Source organism: Sulfurimonas sp. HSL3-2, assembly GCF_039645965.1.
Lineage (GTDB): Bacteria > Campylobacterota > Campylobacteria > Campylobacterales > Sulfurimonadaceae > Hydrocurvibacter > Hydrocurvibacter mobilis.
The window spans coordinates 1,597,363-1,616,011 of record NZ_CP147917.1; the positions used below are offsets into that span (position 1 = coordinate 1,597,363).

Below are 18,649 nucleotides of genomic sequence, written 5' to 3' on the forward strand. Positions count from 1 at the left end.
AAAAAATTATGAGATTGTAACATACAAAGGTACTTATTTAATAATGAATGAAAAAATATACACGATCCAAGAGCAACAAAGGTTAGATGCATTTTTAACTGATGAAATTGGACAGACAAGATCGCAAATAGTACAACTCATAAAACAAAATGCCGTAACGGTAGACGGGAAAGTAGTCGCAAAACCGGGTGTGAAACTAAAGCCCGGACAAGAGATCAAAGTCACATTTCCCGAAGCTAAAGAGAGTGCACCGTTAAAAGTGGATTTCGATGTGGAGATACTTTATGAAGACGATGACCTGCTTGTCATTAACAAACCTTCAGGTGTGACAGTACACCCTGCTCCCAGCGTAAAAGAAGCGACACTTGTCGACTGGCTGAAAAAAAGAGGGATCAGACTCTCGACTATAAGCGGTGAAGAGCGTCACGGTATCGTCCACAGACTTGACAAAGGGACAAGCGGAGCTATGGTCATAGCAAAGACAAACGAAGCCCATGAAGCACTTTCTCTTCAGCTTCAAGACAAGACTATGGGAAGATACTATCTTGCGATAAGCACACCTCCTCTAAAAGATGATATCACTGTCGTCGAAGAACCCATAGCAAGAAGCTCACACAACCGCTTGAAGATGGCTATCCAGTCTCACGGGAAATATGCAAAAACCGAGTTTAAAAAGACTCTTCTGAGCAAAGATGAGAGCTGTGAGCTTCTTACATGTAAGCTTTTTACAGGAAGAACACATCAGATAAGGGTCCACCTTGAAAAACTCAACAGACATATCGTAGGTGATCATCTCTATGGAGTAAAAGATAAGAAAGATAAGACGGAACATATCTTGCTTCATGCTTATTTATTATATTTTGTGCATCCGACGATGAAAACAACGCAGTATTTCACAGCCTCATTAGACAATGATATGTTACAATTTATAGAGAAAAACTTTGATATGGAGAATTTTAATGAAAATATTAAACCTGATAGCATTAGGCACGGCTTCAGCACTTCTAATTAGCGGTTGTGTTTCTAGTACACCGACACCTGCAAACGAAGATGCCATAGATACAAGTCTGCCTGTCATATCTTTAAACGGTCATATAGAAGATATGAAATCAGTCGCATTTGAATGGAAAGACACGAAAGATCCGAGAGTCAACGGTATATATGTTTACAGAAGCAATCCTGGCGAAAGTGACTCACAGATCACTAGATACGCTACTATTACCAACCGTTTTGCAACGCACTATGTAGACAACAACGTGAAACCGGATACAAAATACCAATACTTTTTTACAACTTTTTCGTCTGCGGCTCAAAGTGAAAAATCTCCGACTGTCAGTGTAAACACTCTGCCTGTACTACAGTCTGTTGCTTGGATACAAAGCATACAAAACATGCCAAGAAGCGTAAAAATACTTTGGAGACCACACACAAACCCTAGAGTAAGCGGATATATCTTAGAGAGAAAATCATTAAAAGATGAAGACTTTACAAAAATAGCACAAATAGACGGCAGACTAAATGCCGAGTATATCGACACAAACCTAGATGACGGGCAGGTCTACAAATACAGACTAAAAGCAGTCACTTATGACAATATCGTCTCAACTCCGAGTCTGATCATACAAGCAGTGACAAAACCTCTTCCACTGGATATCAAAGGTCTGCATATCACAAACAACCTGCCTAAAAAGATACAGTTGTCATGGGATCCTAGTAATGCAAAAGATTTCGATTACTACAAGCTCTACAGAGGAACAAGTGCGACGGGAAGCCTGGATTACTATGCAAAACTGAGCAACAACGAGTTTACGGATGCTGTAGATGAAGACGGTAAACAGTATTTTTATAAAGTGACTGTCGTCGACAAAGACGGTCTGGAAAGTGACCAGAACATTCCGGCTCTTCAAGGTATTACTCTGCCAAAACCAAAAGCACCTGCAGTTATCGGCGCAAAGATCGTAAACAACAGAGTCGAACTAAAATGGTCACAAGTAGACCCGAGAACAAAAAGCTATACGATCATCAAGACAGCAAAAAAAGGATGGCTTGACTCTCACGTAGATGAGATAAAAGGGATCCCGGTAACAAACTTTAGCGATGCCAACATATATGCAGGAGTAGAATATATCTACCAAGTCGTAGCAGTTGATGAAAACAACATCGCATCTGAACCTAGCAGCGAAGTCAGAGTATCATCAGACGACCTGCCTCCTTATGTTGAACAAAAAGATGAAAAAATGATGGAAGACAAACCGATGCCACAAGAGAAAAAAGTAAATACACCGCCTGCACAAAAGAATTCTATAGAAGCAGCACCTGACCTTGATACGAGTACGCTCTAATGCCGCATCTACATGTAGAAAGTTTTAAAAAGATAGACCTCCCTTCTAAAAACGGGGAGTATACATTTAATTTTTTAGCAAAAAATGTAAAACATCCCGAAGAGCAGTTGATCGCCGTTGATACAAATGGACAGGAGTTTTTTCTTCTTTCCATACAAGATGAAGGAAAAAGTCTTCTCAAGACAGATAAGATAACACGTCCCTCATCAACATACTTGGTTCATCAGGCACTTTTATCATACGCGAAACTCTCGGGCATGGATGTACTTGCATCAAATGTGATCGACGGTAAAAAAAATATTCACCTGGACAATGTGACAGCACTTAAAGATATTGAGTACTTCGCATCGAACTTTCCTACAGACAAAGAGGTAAGAATAGAGGTCGGTTTCGGCTCGGGAAGACATATCCTGCATCAGGCAAAAAGCAATCCTGAGATCCTCTTTATTGGGATCGAGATACACCGCCCTTCTATCGAGCAGGTACTTAAACAGATAAGTATAAACAAGCTGGATAATCTTCTGCTTCTTGACTATGATGCGAGACTCTTTTTAGAGCAGGTCCCATCAAACATCGTCGGCAAGATATATGTCCACTTTCCTGTGCCTTGGGACAAGAAACCTCATCGCCGTGTGATCTCTAAAAAGTTTTTAGACGAAGCGACAAGAGTCCTTAAAGTCGGCGGACAACTGGAACTCAGAACTGACAGTGAGAACTACTATGCTTACTCGTATGAGACGTTTATCTCTCGCACAAAAGTCAAGCTGCAGATAAACAAGAACCAGGATATCGCTATCGTCAGCAAATATGAAGACCGCTGGCGTAAGATGGAAAAAAACATCTATGACATCACAATGATAAATGATGAAGAGAGCGAACCTTTACATGTAGAGGGTGACTTTAGTTTTGAAGCTGTGCAGACGGGAGCTGACAAACTTCAGGAGCTCAACTCTGTCATCAAAAGATTTGAAGACGGATTTATACACGTAGAAAGAGTATATAATGTCGAAGACAAAGATGCGATGCTCTTTAGAATATCGATGGGAAGCTTTGACAGACCGGAACATCTTTATGTACTGATAAGTCAAAACGAAACAAGATATTTTCCAAAGCCGCCTTTAAAATCATCGGCAAATATAAAAGCCCACCAAATTTTAAAAGAGATGTTACATGGATAAAGTGATAGTAGCAGAGGATCTAACCCTTTCATATAATAAAAACGAGACGATCATAAACCAGGCCTCATTTTCGATAGAGTCAGGCAGTTTCACCTTTATTACAGGAGCCAGCGGTAGCGGTAAATCAACTCTGCTAAAATCACTTTACGGTGCACTTAAACCTGCTCAGGGAAGCCTGATCGTCGGCGGCGCACAGATCAACAATATCAGTTCAAAAAAACTGAACTTTCTCAGACAGCATATCGGGATAGTCTTTCAGGATTATAAACTCGTCAAAGAGTGGACTATCGAGAAAAACGTTATGCTGCCGCTGATCATCGGCGGATATGAAAAGAGCGTAAGCGAACAGCAGGTTCATAAGCTTTTAAACCATGTCAAACTCAACCACCAGTCGGGAAAATATCCGCTTGAACTAAGCGGTGGGGAGCAACAGCGTGTAGCAATGGCGAGAGCACTTTCGCATAACCCTATCCTTATCCTTGCTGATGAGCCTACGGGGAATCTGGATGAGTACTCATCAGAACTGATATGGAACCTGCTTGAGGGTGCGAACACTCAGCTAAAGACGACTATCATAGTTGTAACGCACCATATCCCAGAGACTATGAAGATCGACTATAAACATCTCCACATCGAATATGGAACAATATATGAAGTCACTTAAAAACCACTTTTCACTTATATTAGCACTATTTTCTATTCTCTTTGCTATTCAGATATTCATTATCAACGATAGAGCTCTAAAAGCTTATGAGGTAAAATTATCATCCAACTATTCTATGATAGTCGTTGCCAATACATCGATCACTGATGAAACATTTAAACAATACAGCACAAATATAGAGACGATAGAACAGCTTTCAGCAGATGAGATAATCTCAAAACTTGAAAAGAATATAAGCAAAAAGAACATAGACCTTCTTAAGATCTCTATGCCGAAGTTTTACCGTATTCACCTAAAGACATTCCCTTCTCCAAGCGAGATCAAGAACTTAACGGCAAAGATGCTGAAAAACAATACGATCACGAAAGTGGAAGATTTCTCAAATAACCACGATACGGTCTACAAACTTCTTCTGCTCTTTAAAGGGATCACACAGCTGTTTGCACTGGTAATACTGGTCGTTACTGTACTTCTTATCGCAAAAGAGATGAGAATATGGCAGTTTAAACACAGCGAACGTATGAATATCATGGGACTCTTCGGAGCACCTGTATGGTTACGCAGTGCCGTTCTTTTCAGACTCGCCATTGTAGATGCCCTGCTTTCATCTATCTTTGCCATAGCGCTTTTTTATGTCATCTCAAAAACAGCATGGGCAAAAGCACAGCTAAATGTCATAGGTATAGATATAGACATATTCAAATTTGTAAGCGATGGCAGCGTTTTAAGTATTGTCTCCATAACTATCTCTATCTTACTTGCAAGCATGATAGTCATAGGATATAAAGAAGAGGTATGATGAGATTATTTTTATCTTTTATTCTTATCTTTTTTCCTCTTTTTGCCAATGCCTCAACTGTTGACAAAAAAATAAAAAGTACAGCATCGGCTATCCAAAGTAAAAAAAGTGAGTACTCCTCTATTCATGAGAAGATGCAGAAAAATGCACAAGAGATCCTAAAGCAGAAGCAAGAGATCAAAAGGCAGCTCGAAAGGCTCAAAGAACTTGAGATCGAGCTTGCGATAAAAGAGGATGTTTACAAAACCAATATTTCTGAACTTGAAAACCTTTCTACAACGCAGTCAAACCTTAAAAAAGATCAAGAGGATATAGAACAAAAACTGATCTTCAACATCGCCAGAATGGCATCATTAACGATACTGATGGATAAAAAAGAGAGTACCAGCGTTGATTCTATCATGAGTGAAGAGATCATTAAGATACTGGCAAAACAGACGGATATGGATATTAAAGACCTTAATGAAAGGTTTTTTAAGAACAACGAGTATATGGCATCGTTAGAAAAGCAGAGTAACCTTATCAAAGACGAGATCGCATCTATCGACCAAAAACGTAAAGAACTCAAACAGACAAAACAAGAAAATGAAAATGAACTTGCCAACTTAAAGAAAAACAAACAAAACTACAAGATCGCTTTAGAAAGGATCCTCAAACAGCAAGACTCTTTGAAACAGACTCTAGCTAACTTAAATATCATCAAAGTTGATGAGATCAAAAGAGCAAAAGAGAAAGAACAGCAAGAACAGGCGATGAACGACGTCGATCTGACAAACATGCCTAAAGTCAAAAAAGTGGGAAGCAGCTATCAAAGCGTAAAGACAATAAGATACAGAGGTACTAAGACGATAGCTCCGCTTGACGGATATACCGTGACTAAAAAATACGGGAACTATACAGACCCGATCTATAATATAAAAATATTCAATGAATCCGTTTCGCTGGCACCTAAAGAGAAAGACGCAAAGGTTAGAAACGTGTTTAACGGAAAAGTGATCTTTGCTAAAAGCACACCTCTTTTAGACAATGTCGTCATCGTCGAACACGATAACGGCTTACATACGATCTATGCAAACCTCTCGCAGATAGCACCTGATATCAAAAAAGGGAAAAAGATCAGAAGAAGCTCAGTTATCGGACGTGTAAACGATGAACTGGTTTTTGAAGTAACGCAAAAAAATTATCATATTAACCCGTTAGAACTGTTTTGATCAGTTCTGCTCTTTGACGAAAGCATCGACTTTTCTCATCTCGTCAAAGAGTTCCTCTTTAGTAGAAAAAGTCAGTTCTACCCTATTTTTAACGACCTCGCCTAGAGGGTCGAAATCAAACACTAAGACATAATTCGCCAACTTTACTTTGTCACCGTTTAATTCAGCCCATTCAAGTGAGACCTGTGCTATTTCACCGTGAACATCTACTTGTACTGCAGGATACAGCCTTGTTATCTTTGTTAGATCTAACTCATGTCCATGAGACTTATATATCATCTTCATTCCTATTTAAATTTTTTCGCATCTTTCCTGTCTGCATCTTTAAAAAAGCGAGCACTCCGAAAGTGACTCCGACAATGATAAAAAACATGCCTAGATAATCATCTTTCTCGTAGGCCATGATCACCCAGCACATATCCGCTAGAAGGAATGCTATGACAGACTCATATATCTTGCCTTTGTAGGTTAGATATGCTCCGATATTCAAAAGAACACCGCCTATGACTGCATAAGAGACCATAGATTACTCCTTCATATATTTTTTATAGATCCAGAAATAGTAGAGTGAACTCATAAAAAAGGCTACTGCCATATAGATTATTATACTTTGTAATGGAACCCCAATTTTAGCCAATTCTCCGGTTAAAAGAGAAGTTATCGATGCAACTGTCAAAAATATCATATCGTTGTATGCTACTATACGACCATAGTACTCTTTATCTGTCTTATGTTGTATCAGCGTATAACTATATGACCAGAGTGTCGTCGTAAAAAAGCCCACCAATACCGATGCAAGCAGTGAAAGATAAAAGTACTCCATCACGTATGACCAGATAAGCAGTGCACTCCCCTGAAATATAAACAGATAAAACAGTCTTTTGTCGTTTATCCACTTTCCTAAAAACATCGGACCAAAAACAAGACCGACAGCTCTTGAAGAGTGCATAAGACCAAGTGCCAATGCCGTAGCGATTACGGCTGAATAGTATTTATCTACCATAAGTGCGACTATTGCATCAAAAGATGTAAGCCCCACGAGAGAATGGACAAGCATAAGATGCAGAACATGTCTGTTCTCTTTTAGATATGTAAATGTCTTTCTCATCATCTTGATGAGTGATTCATTGGACTTTGTGACGATCACTTCTATTTGAACATTGAAAAGAAGTAAAAAACCTGTAAAGAATAAAAGTGCATCCAAAATGAAGGCCGTTTTAACGCCGAGTGCAAATACTACAAATCCGCTGACTGCCATCCCGACCGTATATGAAAAAGACCAGATGATCGAGTGTATTTCGTTTGCCTGTTTGAGTACATCATGTTTCAGTATTCTAGGCAGAAGCGACATCTCCGCAGTAAAATAAAAACTTGCAGCTCCCATCCTTATGAATATGATGATATACAAAAGCCATAATAAAGAGACATCGGTTACCAGCAAAAGAGACAATGTGGAGATGATCTCGATCGATAAAAGTGTGAGCATAAGCTTTTTGGGGTCAAGTCTGTCTATAAGTGTCCCGCTCAGAGGCGCCTGTAAGACACCGGGCAAAAAGTGAAGTGCAGCTACCAGTGCGATGACGCCTGCCGATACGTTCATCTCTATAAGCAAAGTATATATTGCGACATTACTAAACCAAGCACCGAAATAGGAGATAAGCTGTATGGTCGACAAACGTCTTAAAACGTATTCATTTTTCAATAATTCTAGATATTGTTTCATAAACGGCATAGTATCAAAAATAGCTATAATTTTTACACACTACATGTAAAGAATTTAAAAATGTTAAATAAAATTCATTTTTTGCTAAAGTTTTTAAATTAACTGTCGATAGTAAATTCAGAGTGATATTCTTAAATTATAAGGAGTGTGCCATGGACGGCTTACAAAACATCGCAAGACAGCAAGTCTCACAAATGTCTCATCCAAGTGCTCAAGGAAGAGCTGCGGCAGAGCAGACGCATCAAGCAACTGTAGTTCAGCAGATGCAAAAAGAAGATATGCATCCGACAAAAAAGATTACTTCAGAAGATGAAGTGAACGCTTTGGTCAAAAAAATGAATGAGGCATTAAGCCCGTTTAATACATCTATAAAGTTTGGTGTCGATACACAAGATACATTTTATGTCTCGGTTATAGATTCTAAAGATCAAAAGATGATAAGACGTTTTCCGGTTGAACAAGCCGTAGAATTTTTACCAAAAATGAAAGAATTTACAGGAATACTATTCGATACAAAAGGATAAGGAAACTTATCCTTTTTGTCTACTCCTCCTCCACTAACTATTTTTTAATCTATTTTGTTGTAACATCACGCATATTATTTTATCTATTACGAGGTTTTGTGTATGAAAAAAGAGGTAAAAAAGGTAGTCTTAGCTTACTCAGGCGGGCTAGATACTAGTGTGATCTTAAAGTGGCTTCAAGATGAGTATAAAGCTGAAGTCATTACTTTTACGGCTGATCTTGGGCAAGGTGAAGAGGTTGAACCTGCACGTGAAAAAGCACTTAAAATGGGGATTAAACCAGAGAACATCTTTATTCTAGATATTCGTGAAGAGTTTGTTCGTGACTACGTATATCCAATGTTCAGAGCAAATACGATCTACGAGGGTGAATACCTTTTAGGAACTTCTATCGCAAGACCGCTTATTGCAAAAAAACAAATCGAAATCGCAAACAAAATGGGCGCTGATGCGGTCAGTCACGGTGCGACAGGAAAAGGAAACGACCAAGTACGTTTCGAACTCGGATACCTAGGGCTTAATCCTGATATCACTGTTATAGCTCCTTGGAGAGAATGGGATCTAAACTCTCGTGAAAAACTTCTTTCATATGCGAAAGAGCACGGCATCGAGATCTCTCAAAAACATATAGATGAAAACGGAAATCCAAAAGTGAGTCCATACTCAATGGACGCAAACCTTCTTCATATCTCTTACGAAGGGCTGCACTTAGAAGACCCTAATGCAGAACCGGAAGATTCAATGTGGTTATGGACGACTGATCCTGTAAATGCTCCTGATGAGGCGGAATACATCACTATCAGCTATAAAAACGGTGATCCTATCGCTGTTAACGGTGAAGAGATGTCTCCAGCGACACTTCTTAAAAAACTTAACGATTATGGAAATAAACACGGAATCGGACGTATTGATATCGTTGAAAACAGATATGTCGGTATGAAAGCTCGCGGATGTTATGAGACTCCGGGCGGAACGATTATGTTAAAAGCGCACCGTGCTATCGAATCGATTACACTTGATCGTGAAGCTGCGCATCTAAAAGATGAGATCATGCCAAAATATGCAAAACTTATCTATAACGGTATGTGGTTCTCACCTGAGCGTGAAGCACTTCAAGCACTTATCGACAACACGCAAAAGCATGTTGAAGGCGATGTAAGACTGAAACTTTACAAAGGGAATGTTATGGTAGTCGGTAGAACTTCACCAAAAACACTTTTCTCTGAAGCCCACTCTACATTTGAAGCTGACACTGTTTACAACCAAAAAGATGCAGAAGGTTTCATCAGATTAAATGCCCTACGTTTCATTATCGAGGGTAAAGCTAGAAAAAAAGACTAAAGGAAAGTATTATGAGTATAATCAAGATAGATATGAATTCACCGGAGTTTCAAGCTGAGCTTGAAAAAACTGTTCGTTTTACAGATAAAGTAATCAACCAATTCAACTGGGAATACAATCCTGAAGACATGATCAACGAAGGTGTCCAAATGGGACTTGCTCGTAACAAGATGATGTATAACAAAAGATTTTGTCCATGTTTTATGGTTGAGGAAGTAGATGGAAAACCGAGAAGCGTTGAAGACAGAATCTGTCCTTGTACTCCTGCTATTGAAAAAGAGATCCCTACTGAGGGTGTATGTCACTGTCAGATCTTCTGTACTCCTGAGTACGCTGCTAAGAAAAGAATCGAACTTGGTATGGAAGAGGTCGTTCACCAACACTCTCGCGGTCTGACAAAAGAGGAATGTGAAGTTTTAGTTAACAACAGCGAACTGGATTCTGACGAACTTGTATCACTACTTGAAGCACGTGAACTTGGAATGGTAAACTTTAAACTTGTCGACGTTCGTGAGCATATGGAATGGCAAATGGGTCATATCAAAGGTGCAGACCAATTGATCCCTACAAGCAGTTTCTTTAACACATTAAACGAATCAAAACTGCAAAAAGATGAAAATATCATCGTTTACTGCCACGTCGGAAGCAGAAGTGCTCACGTTGCAAGAATATTAAAAGATATGGGTTACACTAAAATAGGTAACCTTACACATGGTATAGTTTCTTACGGCGGTACGATAGAACGTTAATAAATTTAGGATAAATAATGAAAGTATTGTTAACAAAAGATGTAAAAGGCTTGGGTAAAGCCGGAGAGATCAAAGAGGTCAAAGACGGTTACGGACAAAATTTCCTGATCGGAAAAGGCTTCGCTAAGCAAGCTACAAATGAAGTTTTAGCTAAGCATGCTGCCCAAGAAAGAAAACGTCAAGAAGATGAAGCTAAAGAGATAGAAGAGTTAAAAGCTTTAGCTGTAAAACTAGACAAACTTGAGATCGTGATCACGAAAAAGATGGGACAAAACAACCATCTTTTCGGTGCAGTGACAAAAGATGAGATTGCTCATGCACTGCAAGAACAACACGGTATCGAAATAGATAAAAAACATATCGTTTCAAAAGAAAACATTAAAAGTGTCGGTGAACACGATATAGATTTTAAACTGGGACACGGCCTGCATGCGACTTTACATGTAGACGTTGTCGGTGAATAATGTTCGACGCAACGACGATACTTGCCTATAAGGGTAAAAATAAAGCGGTTATAGGCGGTGACGGTCAAGTGACATTCGGCAACAGTGTCTTAAAAGGCAATGCCACAAAGATCAGAACCCTCTATAGCGGCAAGATACTAGCCGGATTTGCCGGAAGTACAGCCGATGCTTTTAACCTTTTTGAGATGTTTGAAGATTATTTGACAGACAGAAAAGGTGACCTTCTAAAAGCTGTTATCGATTTTTCCAAAGCTTGGAGAAAAGACAAAGTTCTGCGTCGCCTAGAAGCGATGATGATCGTTTTAAATAAAGAGCATATCTTTATTCTTACTGGAAACGGTGATGTCGTAGAACCTGAAGACGGCGAGATCGCATCCATAGGAAGTGGCGGTAACTTCGCCATCTCTGCAGCACGTGCACTCAAACGCCACGTCGTGGATATGGATGAAGAGCTGTTAGTAAAAGAGAGTCTAAAGGTCGCAGCAGAGCTTTGTATCTATACAAACGAAAACATCAAAACACTTACATTAGAGGAAAACGACTGATGGATATGACTCCAAAAGAGATCGTAGACTATCTTGACAACTATGTCATAGGTCAAAAAGATGCTAAAAAAAGCATCGCTTTAGCACTTCGAACCAGATATAGAAGAATGCAGCTCGATAAAAATATCCAAGATGAGATCATGCCAAAGAACATCTTGATGATAGGTTCTACCGGTGTCGGTAAGACTGAGATCTCCCGCCGTCTTGCAAAGATGATGAAAGTCCCGTTCATCAAAGTCGAAGCAAGTAAATACACGGAAGTAGGATTTGTCGGACGGGATGTCGAGTCGATGATAAGAGACCTTGTCGTTGCATCGATCTCGATCGTAAAAGCAGAAAAAGAGGAAGAAAACGCTGAAAAGATAGAAAACTATATTATCAACAAGATAGTTGAAAAGCTTCTTCCACCGCTCTCTTCTTCAGTTTCTGATGAAAAAAAAGCCGAGTATAAAGAACTTTTAAAAAAGATGGAGGACAAAGTCGTCTCAGGCGAGATGGATGATAAAGTCATTAAGATTGATCTGGCAAAAACGTCTATTGAGTTTAACGATACGAACCTTCCTCCGGAGATGGTAAAAGTCCAAGAATCTTTTACACAGATGTTTTCCTCACTTTCAAAAGAGAACAACTCTATGGAGGTCACTGTCAAAGATGCAAAACAGCTTCTTCGCCAAGAAGCGAGTTCTAAACTTCTTGATATGACGAATATCCATAATGAAGCTTTAAGACGTGCAGAGGATGGCGGAATCATCTTTCTTGATGAGATAGACAAGATCGCAGTCAACTCTAAAAGTGAAGGTAGAAACGATCCGAGCAAAGAAGGAGTCCAGCGCGACTTGCTTCCTATCGTCGAAGGAAGCAGCGTTACGACAAAATATGGCGTTATAAAGACTGACCATATCCTGTTTATCGCTGCCGGTGCATTTCACCTTTGTAAACCAAGCGATCTTATCCCTGAACTTCAAGGACGTTTTCCTTTAAGAGTCGAACTTGAATCATTGGATGAGGAATCTCTTTACAAGATACTTGTCCAGACAAAGAACTCTCTGCTTCGTCAGTACAAGTCACTGCTTAGTGTCGAGGGTGTCGAACTAGAGTTCAGCGAAGAATCGATAAGAGCCATCGCTCAGGTCTCGCACAAAGCAAATGAGATAACAGAAGATATAGGTGCAAGACGTCTTCACACCGTACTTGAAAAAGTTTTAGAAGATGTAAGTTTCAATGCCGATGAGTTTAGCGGTCAAAAATATGTAGTCACGCCGGAACTTGTTCATGAAAAACTTGATCTTGTTGTTGAGAATCAAGATCTATCAAGATATATACTATAAGGGTAAATATGAGCAAATGTGGTTTCGTAGCACTGATCGGCCGTCCAAACGCAGGTAAAAGTACATTAATGAACTCCCTACTGGGAGAGAAGATCGCAATGGTCTCACAAAAAGCGAATGCGACAAGAAGACGTTCAAACGCGATAGTCATGCACGGTGATGCACAGATCATCTTCGTAGATACTCCGGGTCTGCATGAAAAAGAGAAGATGCTCAATCAGTTTATGCTTGAAGAGGCTCTAAAAGCTATCGGTGATTGTGATCTTATCGTCTACCTCTCTCCTGTTACAGACTCACTTGAACATTATGAAAAATTTTTAAAGATAAACGGCGGCAGAAAGAAACACATCGTTGTTCTCAGTAAGATAGATCAAGTCTCTCAAGAGAAACTTTTCAAACGCATCAACAGTTACAACCAGTACTCGGATAAATTTGAAGCCTTGATACCTGTAAGCATATCAAAAAAAGTGGGACATAAGGACCTTCTAGACACGATCGCAAAATACCTTGACGAATCACCGTATCTTTATGACCCTGAAGATATCACGACAGAGATGTTAAGAGATATCTACAGAGAGTTCATCCGCGAAGCGATTTTCGATAATGTAAGCGATGAAGTACCATACGAATCCGATGTCATCATTGATAAGATAGATGAAAAAAACAATATAGACCATATACGTGCGACTATCATACTTGAAAAAGAGAGCCAAAAAGGGATCATACTCGGAAGCGGCGGCAGTACGATCAAGCGTATCGGCAAAGGTGCAAGATTGAAGATAGAGCAGCTGTCCGGTAAGAAAGCATTTTTAGATCTTTTTGTTTCGGTAAAAAAAGGTTGGACGAACGATAAAAAATTCTTAGAGGAGATAGGATATAAATGATAAAGGTTTTATTGGTTCTAGCATTTGTAAATCTTGCTTTTGCACAAGATATATTGACGCAGTATAGACTAAACGGTATTGAAGGGATCCAACAGAGACTGGATCTTGAGCTATCCGATAAATCGTATTGGGATAAGGTATTAAGTACATCTGATACAAAGTATGGATATATCGAAACAGATATGGACATCCTTACATGTAATAAAAAAGCTTCTTCATTGGAACTTCATGTAATGGATAAAAATAATACTTTCCATGAAATAAACAACTACAGTGCCTTTACTGGTAAATACAGTGGAGACAAGATGACTGAAGGTGATCTAAGAACACCTGTAGGTATATACAACATCGTAAAAAAGATCGATAAAGTCGACTCTTTTTACGGACCATTGGCGCTTGTCACTTCATATCCGAATCTCTACGACAGATACAACAACAAAGACGGCCACGGTATCTGGATTCACGGTCTGCCGACGAATCAGCAAAGAGATGACTTTACAAAAGGCTGTATCGCTATAGGAAATGACGATATCGTATGTTTAGACAAGACTATCAACTATGATAAGACATTACTCATAATAAACGATACAGAGATAAAGACTTATCCTTCAAAAAATGATTTAGCCCTTATACTCTCGCAACTCTATCAGTGGAGATACTCTTGGATATATAATGACGTAAACAAATATCTAAGTTTTTATGATGAATCATTCAAGCGCTTTGACGGCATGCAGATAGATGAGTTTAAAAAATATAAAACTCGTGTCTTTAATAAAAATGAGAAAAAAACTATAGAGTTTACAGATATCTCCGTAATCCCTTATCCGAATTATGAAAAGAATATTTATGAGATTAGTTTTAATGAAAAGTATAAATCAGAGAGTTTTTCGTTTTCAGGCAATAAAAAATTGATCGTGAAGCTAAATGATTCTGAAATAAAAATATTAACAGAAAGATAATATGCGTTTTTTTATCGCACTATGTGCTCTTTATATATCCGTACAGGCCTATGATTTTAACTTCATAAAAAAAAGTGGAACTGATAACAATAACACCCTATTAGTCATAGGCGGTATACACGGAAATGAACCCGGCGGGTATTTTTCAGCTGCTATACTCGCTTCACACTACAAAATCACATCAGGCAATCTCTGGATCGTCCCAAATCTAAATGCAAAAAGTATCCAAGCCGATCAGAGAGGTTTATACGGGGATATGAATCGCAAGTTTTTAAAAATCGATAAAAACGATCCCGATTTCAATATTGTTTCCGATATAAAGAAGATCATACTCGACAAAAATGTGACCTTGATCATAAATCTCCACGACGGCCACGGCTTTTATAGAAACAAAGACTACGGAACTATCTTTAACCCTAAATCATGGGGACAGACGTGTGTGATCGATCAATGTGATCTAAAGAACAGCACTACTTATAATGATATGGACAAGATAGCTACGCAGGTAAAATTAAATATAAACAAGAACCTTTTAGAAAATCATCATATGTTTAACGTAAAAAACACCAATACTAAGTTTGATGATGAAGAGATGAAACACTCGCTTACCTATTTTGCGGTAACTCATAATAAACCGGCTTTTGCAATCGAAACAAGTAAGAACCTATCCAGTCTATCACAGAAAGTCTATTACCAATTGAACGCTATCGAAGAGTTTATGAATATCATGAATATTCACTACCAAAGGGACTTTGAGCTTAATTCAAAAGAGCTCTCAAACATTATAAACAATTATGGAACTATTACTATAAATGGCAATATTTACCTAAATTTAGAGGATATAAAAAAATCTTTAAGTTTTATTCCGCTACAATCGAGTTATAACGATTTTGTGTTTTCTAGTTCAATTGGGAGTGTAAAAACACAGAATGGATCTTTTGATTTATATGTTGGAAACAAAAGGGTAACGACACTACATAGACAAACTTTTGATCTTTGTAAAAATATCGACTCTAATGTTTCTATTAAAGTAGACGGAAAAGTTAAACAATTTAAATTCGCTTCAGAATTTTTTGTGAATGACGATTTTACTGTAATGAAGACTAATGACATGAGAGTAAATGTCATCGGATTTACAGATAAAAAGCACAAAGATGAGAGCGATTTAAACATTAACTATAAGTCTTTAGATAAAAGTTACTCAATAGATGATCATAAAAAGAGATTTCGTATCGAGTTTTATGATAAGAATTCATTCTGTGGAATGATTGTCGTTAATTTTAGGTAGGTGTTAAATGAATCAAGAAAAACAGCAGAGCTTTACAAGTGTTATATCTGTTGATCCATATAAGAGAGAATATTACAAAAGCATATCTAGTCACCTAAGTAAAGAGCTAGAGCCTGGATATTCTAAAAGTCAATACGCTATATCTTACCTTGGTACAAAAAGCTTTATAAGTGCACTTATAAGTGTAAGTAAAAATATACCGGAAGATGATTTACCTGATGTTATAGAAAATAAAGTATATGAAGACTTAGCCCTTGATATGGCGATCTCGTATAAAACAAACTATATAGAAGCGTATAATAACGTAGATGAGAGTAACAGGTTCTTTCATGTTTTCGTTGTCGATCCACTTACAATAGACGAAGATTTTAAAGATGTCATAGAAGACATAAAATATATCGATCAGATACTTCCTGCGCCTTTATTATTAAAAAGTCTTTATTCTAAAGAGATCATAGATGATGCGGGTGTTCATTGTTTTATATATTTTCAAGAAGATGATACATTTTTAACTATCTATAACGAGAATGAGTTTGTCTATACGAAGTCTCTAAAATATTCATTAAAAGAGATCCATCAAAGATTTTGTGAACTTCTAGGTGAACAACTTCCTTTTGAAATCTTCCTTCAGATACTATCAAATGAGGGACTGGCAACTACAAATAAAGAGTACCAAAAACATCTCATTAAGCTTTTTGCAGAAGTATTTCTCCACATTAGTGATGTCTTGACTTACGCAAAAAGAGCATTTGAAATTGAAAAGATAGACCATATTTTTATCGGCAGCGAATTATCAACAATTGCCGGTCTAGATGAATACTCCCAGACATATCTAGCTATTAAGTCGAGTGATTTCGATTTTGATTACGGATACACTACTGATACAGGTCATGTAAACCAGCTACACGCTCTAATGCACCTTTATACTACAATGCCTAGTGAGCAAAGATACGAATGTAACTTCACGGTGTTTAACAGACCACCTCCTTTTGCAAGAAGAGAAAGTGGGAAACTGATTTTACTAACATCTGCTGCTTTAGTGCTAGGGCTGGTATATCCTATTACAAATTGGTCCCTTGCTTATGCCGAGAGTCTAAGATATGCAATTTTAGATGCTAAATATAATGAAGTGCACAACACGAGAGTAACCAGAGAAGCAACTATAAAACTTAAAAAAGCACATAAAGTAGAAGCCCAAAAACTTAAAGATGCGGAACAAGAAGAGTATAACAATAAAAAGAATACTCTGATGAAGATCAGAGAAGTCAAAGTCAATTATCCGATGAAAGCAAAACATCTTGCAGAGCTGACAAAAGATCTGAATAAATATTCAATTAATCTGAGTGATATCGGTTACGATGAAGAAGATGGGAAAAAAGCCTTTGTATTTACTCTTGTCTCAACAACAGATAAAAAGATTACAGAGTTACTTGAATATCTGACAAAATCAAAGACTAATAAATACAGTTTCTCTTTAGAAAGTATAGATTATGATATGAAAGAGAAAAAGTACATTAGTGAATTGAAGGTAAAAATACTATGAAAATAAATATTGAAGACTACCTTTATAAGATAGATAGCGCACTCAACCAAAAGTCTAAAAAGGATTTGTATGTAATATATGCAATGATATTCCTTTTTATAATCGGCATGTCATATTTAACACTCTTCGATTCATCAAAAGAACTTTTTGATCAAGAGCATGCTAACGTAGAAAAAGTACAGCAAAAACTAGACATTGATAATCAATATTTAAGTGTCAATACTTTACAAACAGTTGCTCAACTTGATAAAGAGATCAATGATTTAAAGAAACAATATATGGTTTATAAAGATTATAATCAATATATTAAATATCAGATTGAACAGATCTCATCATTGTTTTATGACGAACAGACATGGGGAGCATATATAGATTCGATCTCTGAAAATGCTAAAAAATATGATGTCAAAATACTGAACTTTAACAATAAGTACGCTACAAACAGTACGACGTTTGGCCATGTACTTGACATCAATGTAAGGGTTGTAGGTCCATATAAAAACACATTGAAGTTTATAAACTCAATAGAACAAAGTTTCTTAGTAGTGGATCTACATAATATATCTATGAAAGCAGAAGAAGATCTGTATTCTGATCTTAATATTTCAGTATGGGGGATTAATTAACAATGAAAAATATAATCTCAATACTAAGCTTATTGCTTATATCGTCTATAGCCTTTGCAGAGATGGCAGCTCCTATCGCCAAACCGCAACAAGGCGTCAACAAGGGTGAAGAATTATCATGGGTCGATGAGCAGATCAAAGCTATACTACCACCTAGAAAAGGTACATCTGTTGCATATATAGATACGGTTACACAACCTTTTATATTTGTAATTGTTACTAAAACAGGAAAAGACGGTGTCGCTGTTTCAAAAACTTCAAGAGTTTACAAGAGGTCTTGGAAAGCACCTTTAAAGGTTACTATCATAATCAATTCAAAGGCGTTGATCGCTGGAAAATGGTGTAGTGTAAATGACTGGGTGCAAGGTTATAAAGTAGCTGCAATCGGTGAAAATACAGTAAAGCTTGTTAAAAACAAGAAAACTAAAATATTATCTATAAAACAAGATAATAGAAAAATACAAATCAATACTAAGTAGGA

General features: G+C 37.7%; 21 protein-coding genes. 18 read left to right on the forward strand and 3 right to left on the reverse strand.

Annotated features, from left to right (window positions below; genetic code table 11):
* Positions 1 to 43: 43 nt before the first annotated feature.
* From WCX87_RS08065 to WCX87_RS08090, 6 genes are read left to right on the forward strand one after another with little or no spacing between them, the layout of a single operon-like run.
* Positions 44 to 1,012 (forward strand): RluA family pseudouridine synthase, encoded by a 969-nt coding sequence (locus WCX87_RS08065; RefSeq protein ID WP_345979091.1) that lies wholly within the window; start codon positions 44 to 46, stop codon positions 1,010 to 1,012.
* Complete coding sequence (locus tag WCX87_RS08070; protein WP_345979092.1) at positions 960 to 2,342, forward strand: hypothetical protein; 1,383 nt, start codon at positions 960 to 962, stop codon at positions 2,340 to 2,342. The genes WCX87_RS08065 and WCX87_RS08070 overlap by 53 nt, the downstream gene beginning before the upstream one ends.
* Positions 2,342 to 3,520 (forward strand): tRNA (guanosine(46)-N7)-methyltransferase TrmB, encoded by a 1,179-nt coding sequence (gene trmB, locus WCX87_RS08075; protein WP_345979093.1) that lies wholly within the window; start codon positions 2,342 to 2,344, stop codon positions 3,518 to 3,520. The genes WCX87_RS08070 and trmB overlap by 1 nt, the downstream gene beginning before the upstream one ends.
* Positions 3,513 to 4,184, forward strand: a complete 672-nt coding sequence (locus WCX87_RS08080; RefSeq protein WP_345979094.1) for an ABC transporter ATP-binding protein — start codon at positions 3,513 to 3,515, stop codon at positions 4,182 to 4,184. The genes trmB and WCX87_RS08080 overlap by 8 nt, the downstream gene beginning before the upstream one ends.
* Entirely contained in the window at positions 4,171 to 4,983 is an 813-nt protein-coding gene (locus WCX87_RS08085) for a cell division protein FtsX (RefSeq protein WP_345979096.1), read from the forward strand. The genes WCX87_RS08080 and WCX87_RS08085 overlap by 14 nt, the downstream gene beginning before the upstream one ends.
* The gene (locus tag WCX87_RS08090) at positions 4,983 to 6,194 is read left to right on the forward strand and encodes a peptidoglycan DD-metalloendopeptidase family protein (RefSeq protein WP_345979098.1); all 1,212 of its coding nucleotides are present in this window, start codon (positions 4,983 to 4,985) and stop codon (positions 6,192 to 6,194) included. The genes WCX87_RS08085 and WCX87_RS08090 overlap by 1 nt, the downstream gene beginning before the upstream one ends.
* Here the strand turns inward: WCX87_RS08090 and WCX87_RS08095 are convergent, their stop codons facing one another.
* The 3 genes from WCX87_RS08095 to WCX87_RS08105 are packed head-to-tail and all read right to left on the reverse strand — an operon-like array spanning position 6,195 to position 7,917.
* Positions 6,195 to 6,473 carry a hypothetical protein gene (locus tag WCX87_RS08095; RefSeq protein ID WP_345979100.1) on the reverse strand — a complete coding sequence of 93 codons (279 nt, stop codon included), beginning with the start codon at positions 6,471 to 6,473 and terminating at the stop codon, positions 6,195 to 6,197. It lies immediately after the preceding gene.
* Positions 6,463 to 6,717, reverse strand: coding sequence for a hypothetical protein (locus tag WCX87_RS08100; protein WP_345979102.1), 255 nt, complete (start codon positions 6,715 to 6,717; stop codon positions 6,463 to 6,465). The genes WCX87_RS08095 and WCX87_RS08100 overlap by 11 nt, the downstream gene beginning before the upstream one ends.
* A 3-nt stretch (positions 6,718 to 6,720) precedes the next feature.
* Positions 6,721 to 7,917, reverse strand: a complete 1,197-nt coding sequence (locus tag WCX87_RS08105; protein ID WP_345979104.1) for an MFS transporter — start codon at positions 7,915 to 7,917, stop codon at positions 6,721 to 6,723.
* A gap of 152 nt (positions 7,918 to 8,069) precedes the next feature.
* Here WCX87_RS08105 and WCX87_RS08110 point away from each other — a divergent pair, with 152 nt between their 5' ends.
* From WCX87_RS08110 to WCX87_RS08165, 12 genes are all read left to right on the forward strand, one after another.
* Positions 8,070 to 8,441: a flagellar protein FlaG gene (locus WCX87_RS08110; protein WP_345979106.1), complete on the forward strand. Its 372-nt coding sequence runs from the start codon at positions 8,070 to 8,072 to the stop codon at positions 8,439 to 8,441.
* A 102-nt stretch (positions 8,442 to 8,543) separates the two neighbouring features.
* On the forward strand, positions 8,544 to 9,782 hold the full coding sequence (locus WCX87_RS08115; protein WP_345979107.1) for an argininosuccinate synthase: 1,239 nt from the start codon (positions 8,544 to 8,546) through the stop codon (positions 9,780 to 9,782).
* A gap of 11 nt (positions 9,783 to 9,793) precedes the next feature.
* A complete protein-coding gene (locus tag WCX87_RS08120; protein ID WP_345979108.1) occupies positions 9,794 to 10,531 on the forward strand; it encodes a ferredoxin-thioredoxin reductase catalytic domain-containing protein in 738 nt (245 codons plus the stop codon).
* 17 nt (positions 10,532 to 10,548) lie between these two features.
* Entirely contained in the window at positions 10,549 to 10,995 is a 447-nt protein-coding gene (rplI, locus tag WCX87_RS08125; protein ID WP_345979109.1) for a 50S ribosomal protein L9, read from the forward strand.
* The gene (hslV, locus tag WCX87_RS08130; RefSeq protein WP_345979111.1) at positions 10,995 to 11,540 is read left to right on the forward strand and encodes an ATP-dependent protease subunit HslV; all 546 of its coding nucleotides are present in this window, start codon (positions 10,995 to 10,997) and stop codon (positions 11,538 to 11,540) included. Before rplI ends, hslV begins: the two co-directional genes overlap by 1 nt.
* Positions 11,540 to 12,868 carry an HslU--HslV peptidase ATPase subunit gene (hslU, locus tag WCX87_RS08135; protein WP_345979112.1) on the forward strand — a complete coding sequence of 443 codons (1,329 nt, stop codon included), beginning with the start codon at positions 11,540 to 11,542 and terminating at the stop codon, positions 12,866 to 12,868. The genes hslV and hslU overlap by 1 nt, the downstream gene beginning before the upstream one ends.
* An 8-nt stretch (positions 12,869 to 12,876) precedes the next feature.
* Complete coding sequence (gene era, locus WCX87_RS08140) at positions 12,877 to 13,752, forward strand: GTPase Era (protein ID WP_345979114.1); 876 nt, start codon at positions 12,877 to 12,879, stop codon at positions 13,750 to 13,752.
* A complete protein-coding gene (locus WCX87_RS08145; RefSeq protein WP_345979116.1) occupies positions 13,749 to 14,711 on the forward strand; it encodes a L,D-transpeptidase family protein in 963 nt (320 codons plus the stop codon). Before era ends, WCX87_RS08145 begins: the two co-directional genes overlap by 4 nt.
* Before the next feature lies 1 nt (position 14,712).
* Positions 14,713 to 15,999: a M99 family carboxypeptidase catalytic domain-containing protein gene (locus WCX87_RS08150; protein WP_345979118.1), complete on the forward strand. Its 1,287-nt coding sequence runs from the start codon at positions 14,713 to 14,715 to the stop codon at positions 15,997 to 15,999.
* Positions 16,000 to 16,006: 7 nt separating this feature from the next.
* Positions 16,007 to 17,542, forward strand: coding sequence for a hypothetical protein (locus WCX87_RS08155; RefSeq protein ID WP_345979119.1), 1,536 nt, complete (start codon positions 16,007 to 16,009; stop codon positions 17,540 to 17,542).
* 107 nt (positions 17,543 to 17,649) lie between these two features.
* Positions 17,650 to 18,168 carry a type 4a pilus biogenesis protein PilO gene (pilO, locus tag WCX87_RS08160; protein ID WP_345979120.1) on the forward strand — a complete coding sequence of 173 codons (519 nt, stop codon included), beginning with the start codon at positions 17,650 to 17,652 and terminating at the stop codon, positions 18,166 to 18,168.
* A 2-nt stretch (positions 18,169 to 18,170) separates the two neighbouring features.
* Positions 18,171 to 18,647: a hypothetical protein gene (locus WCX87_RS08165; RefSeq protein WP_345979122.1), complete on the forward strand. Its 477-nt coding sequence runs from the start codon at positions 18,171 to 18,173 to the stop codon at positions 18,645 to 18,647.
* The last annotated feature ends 2 nt before the right edge of the window (positions 18,648 to 18,649 follow it).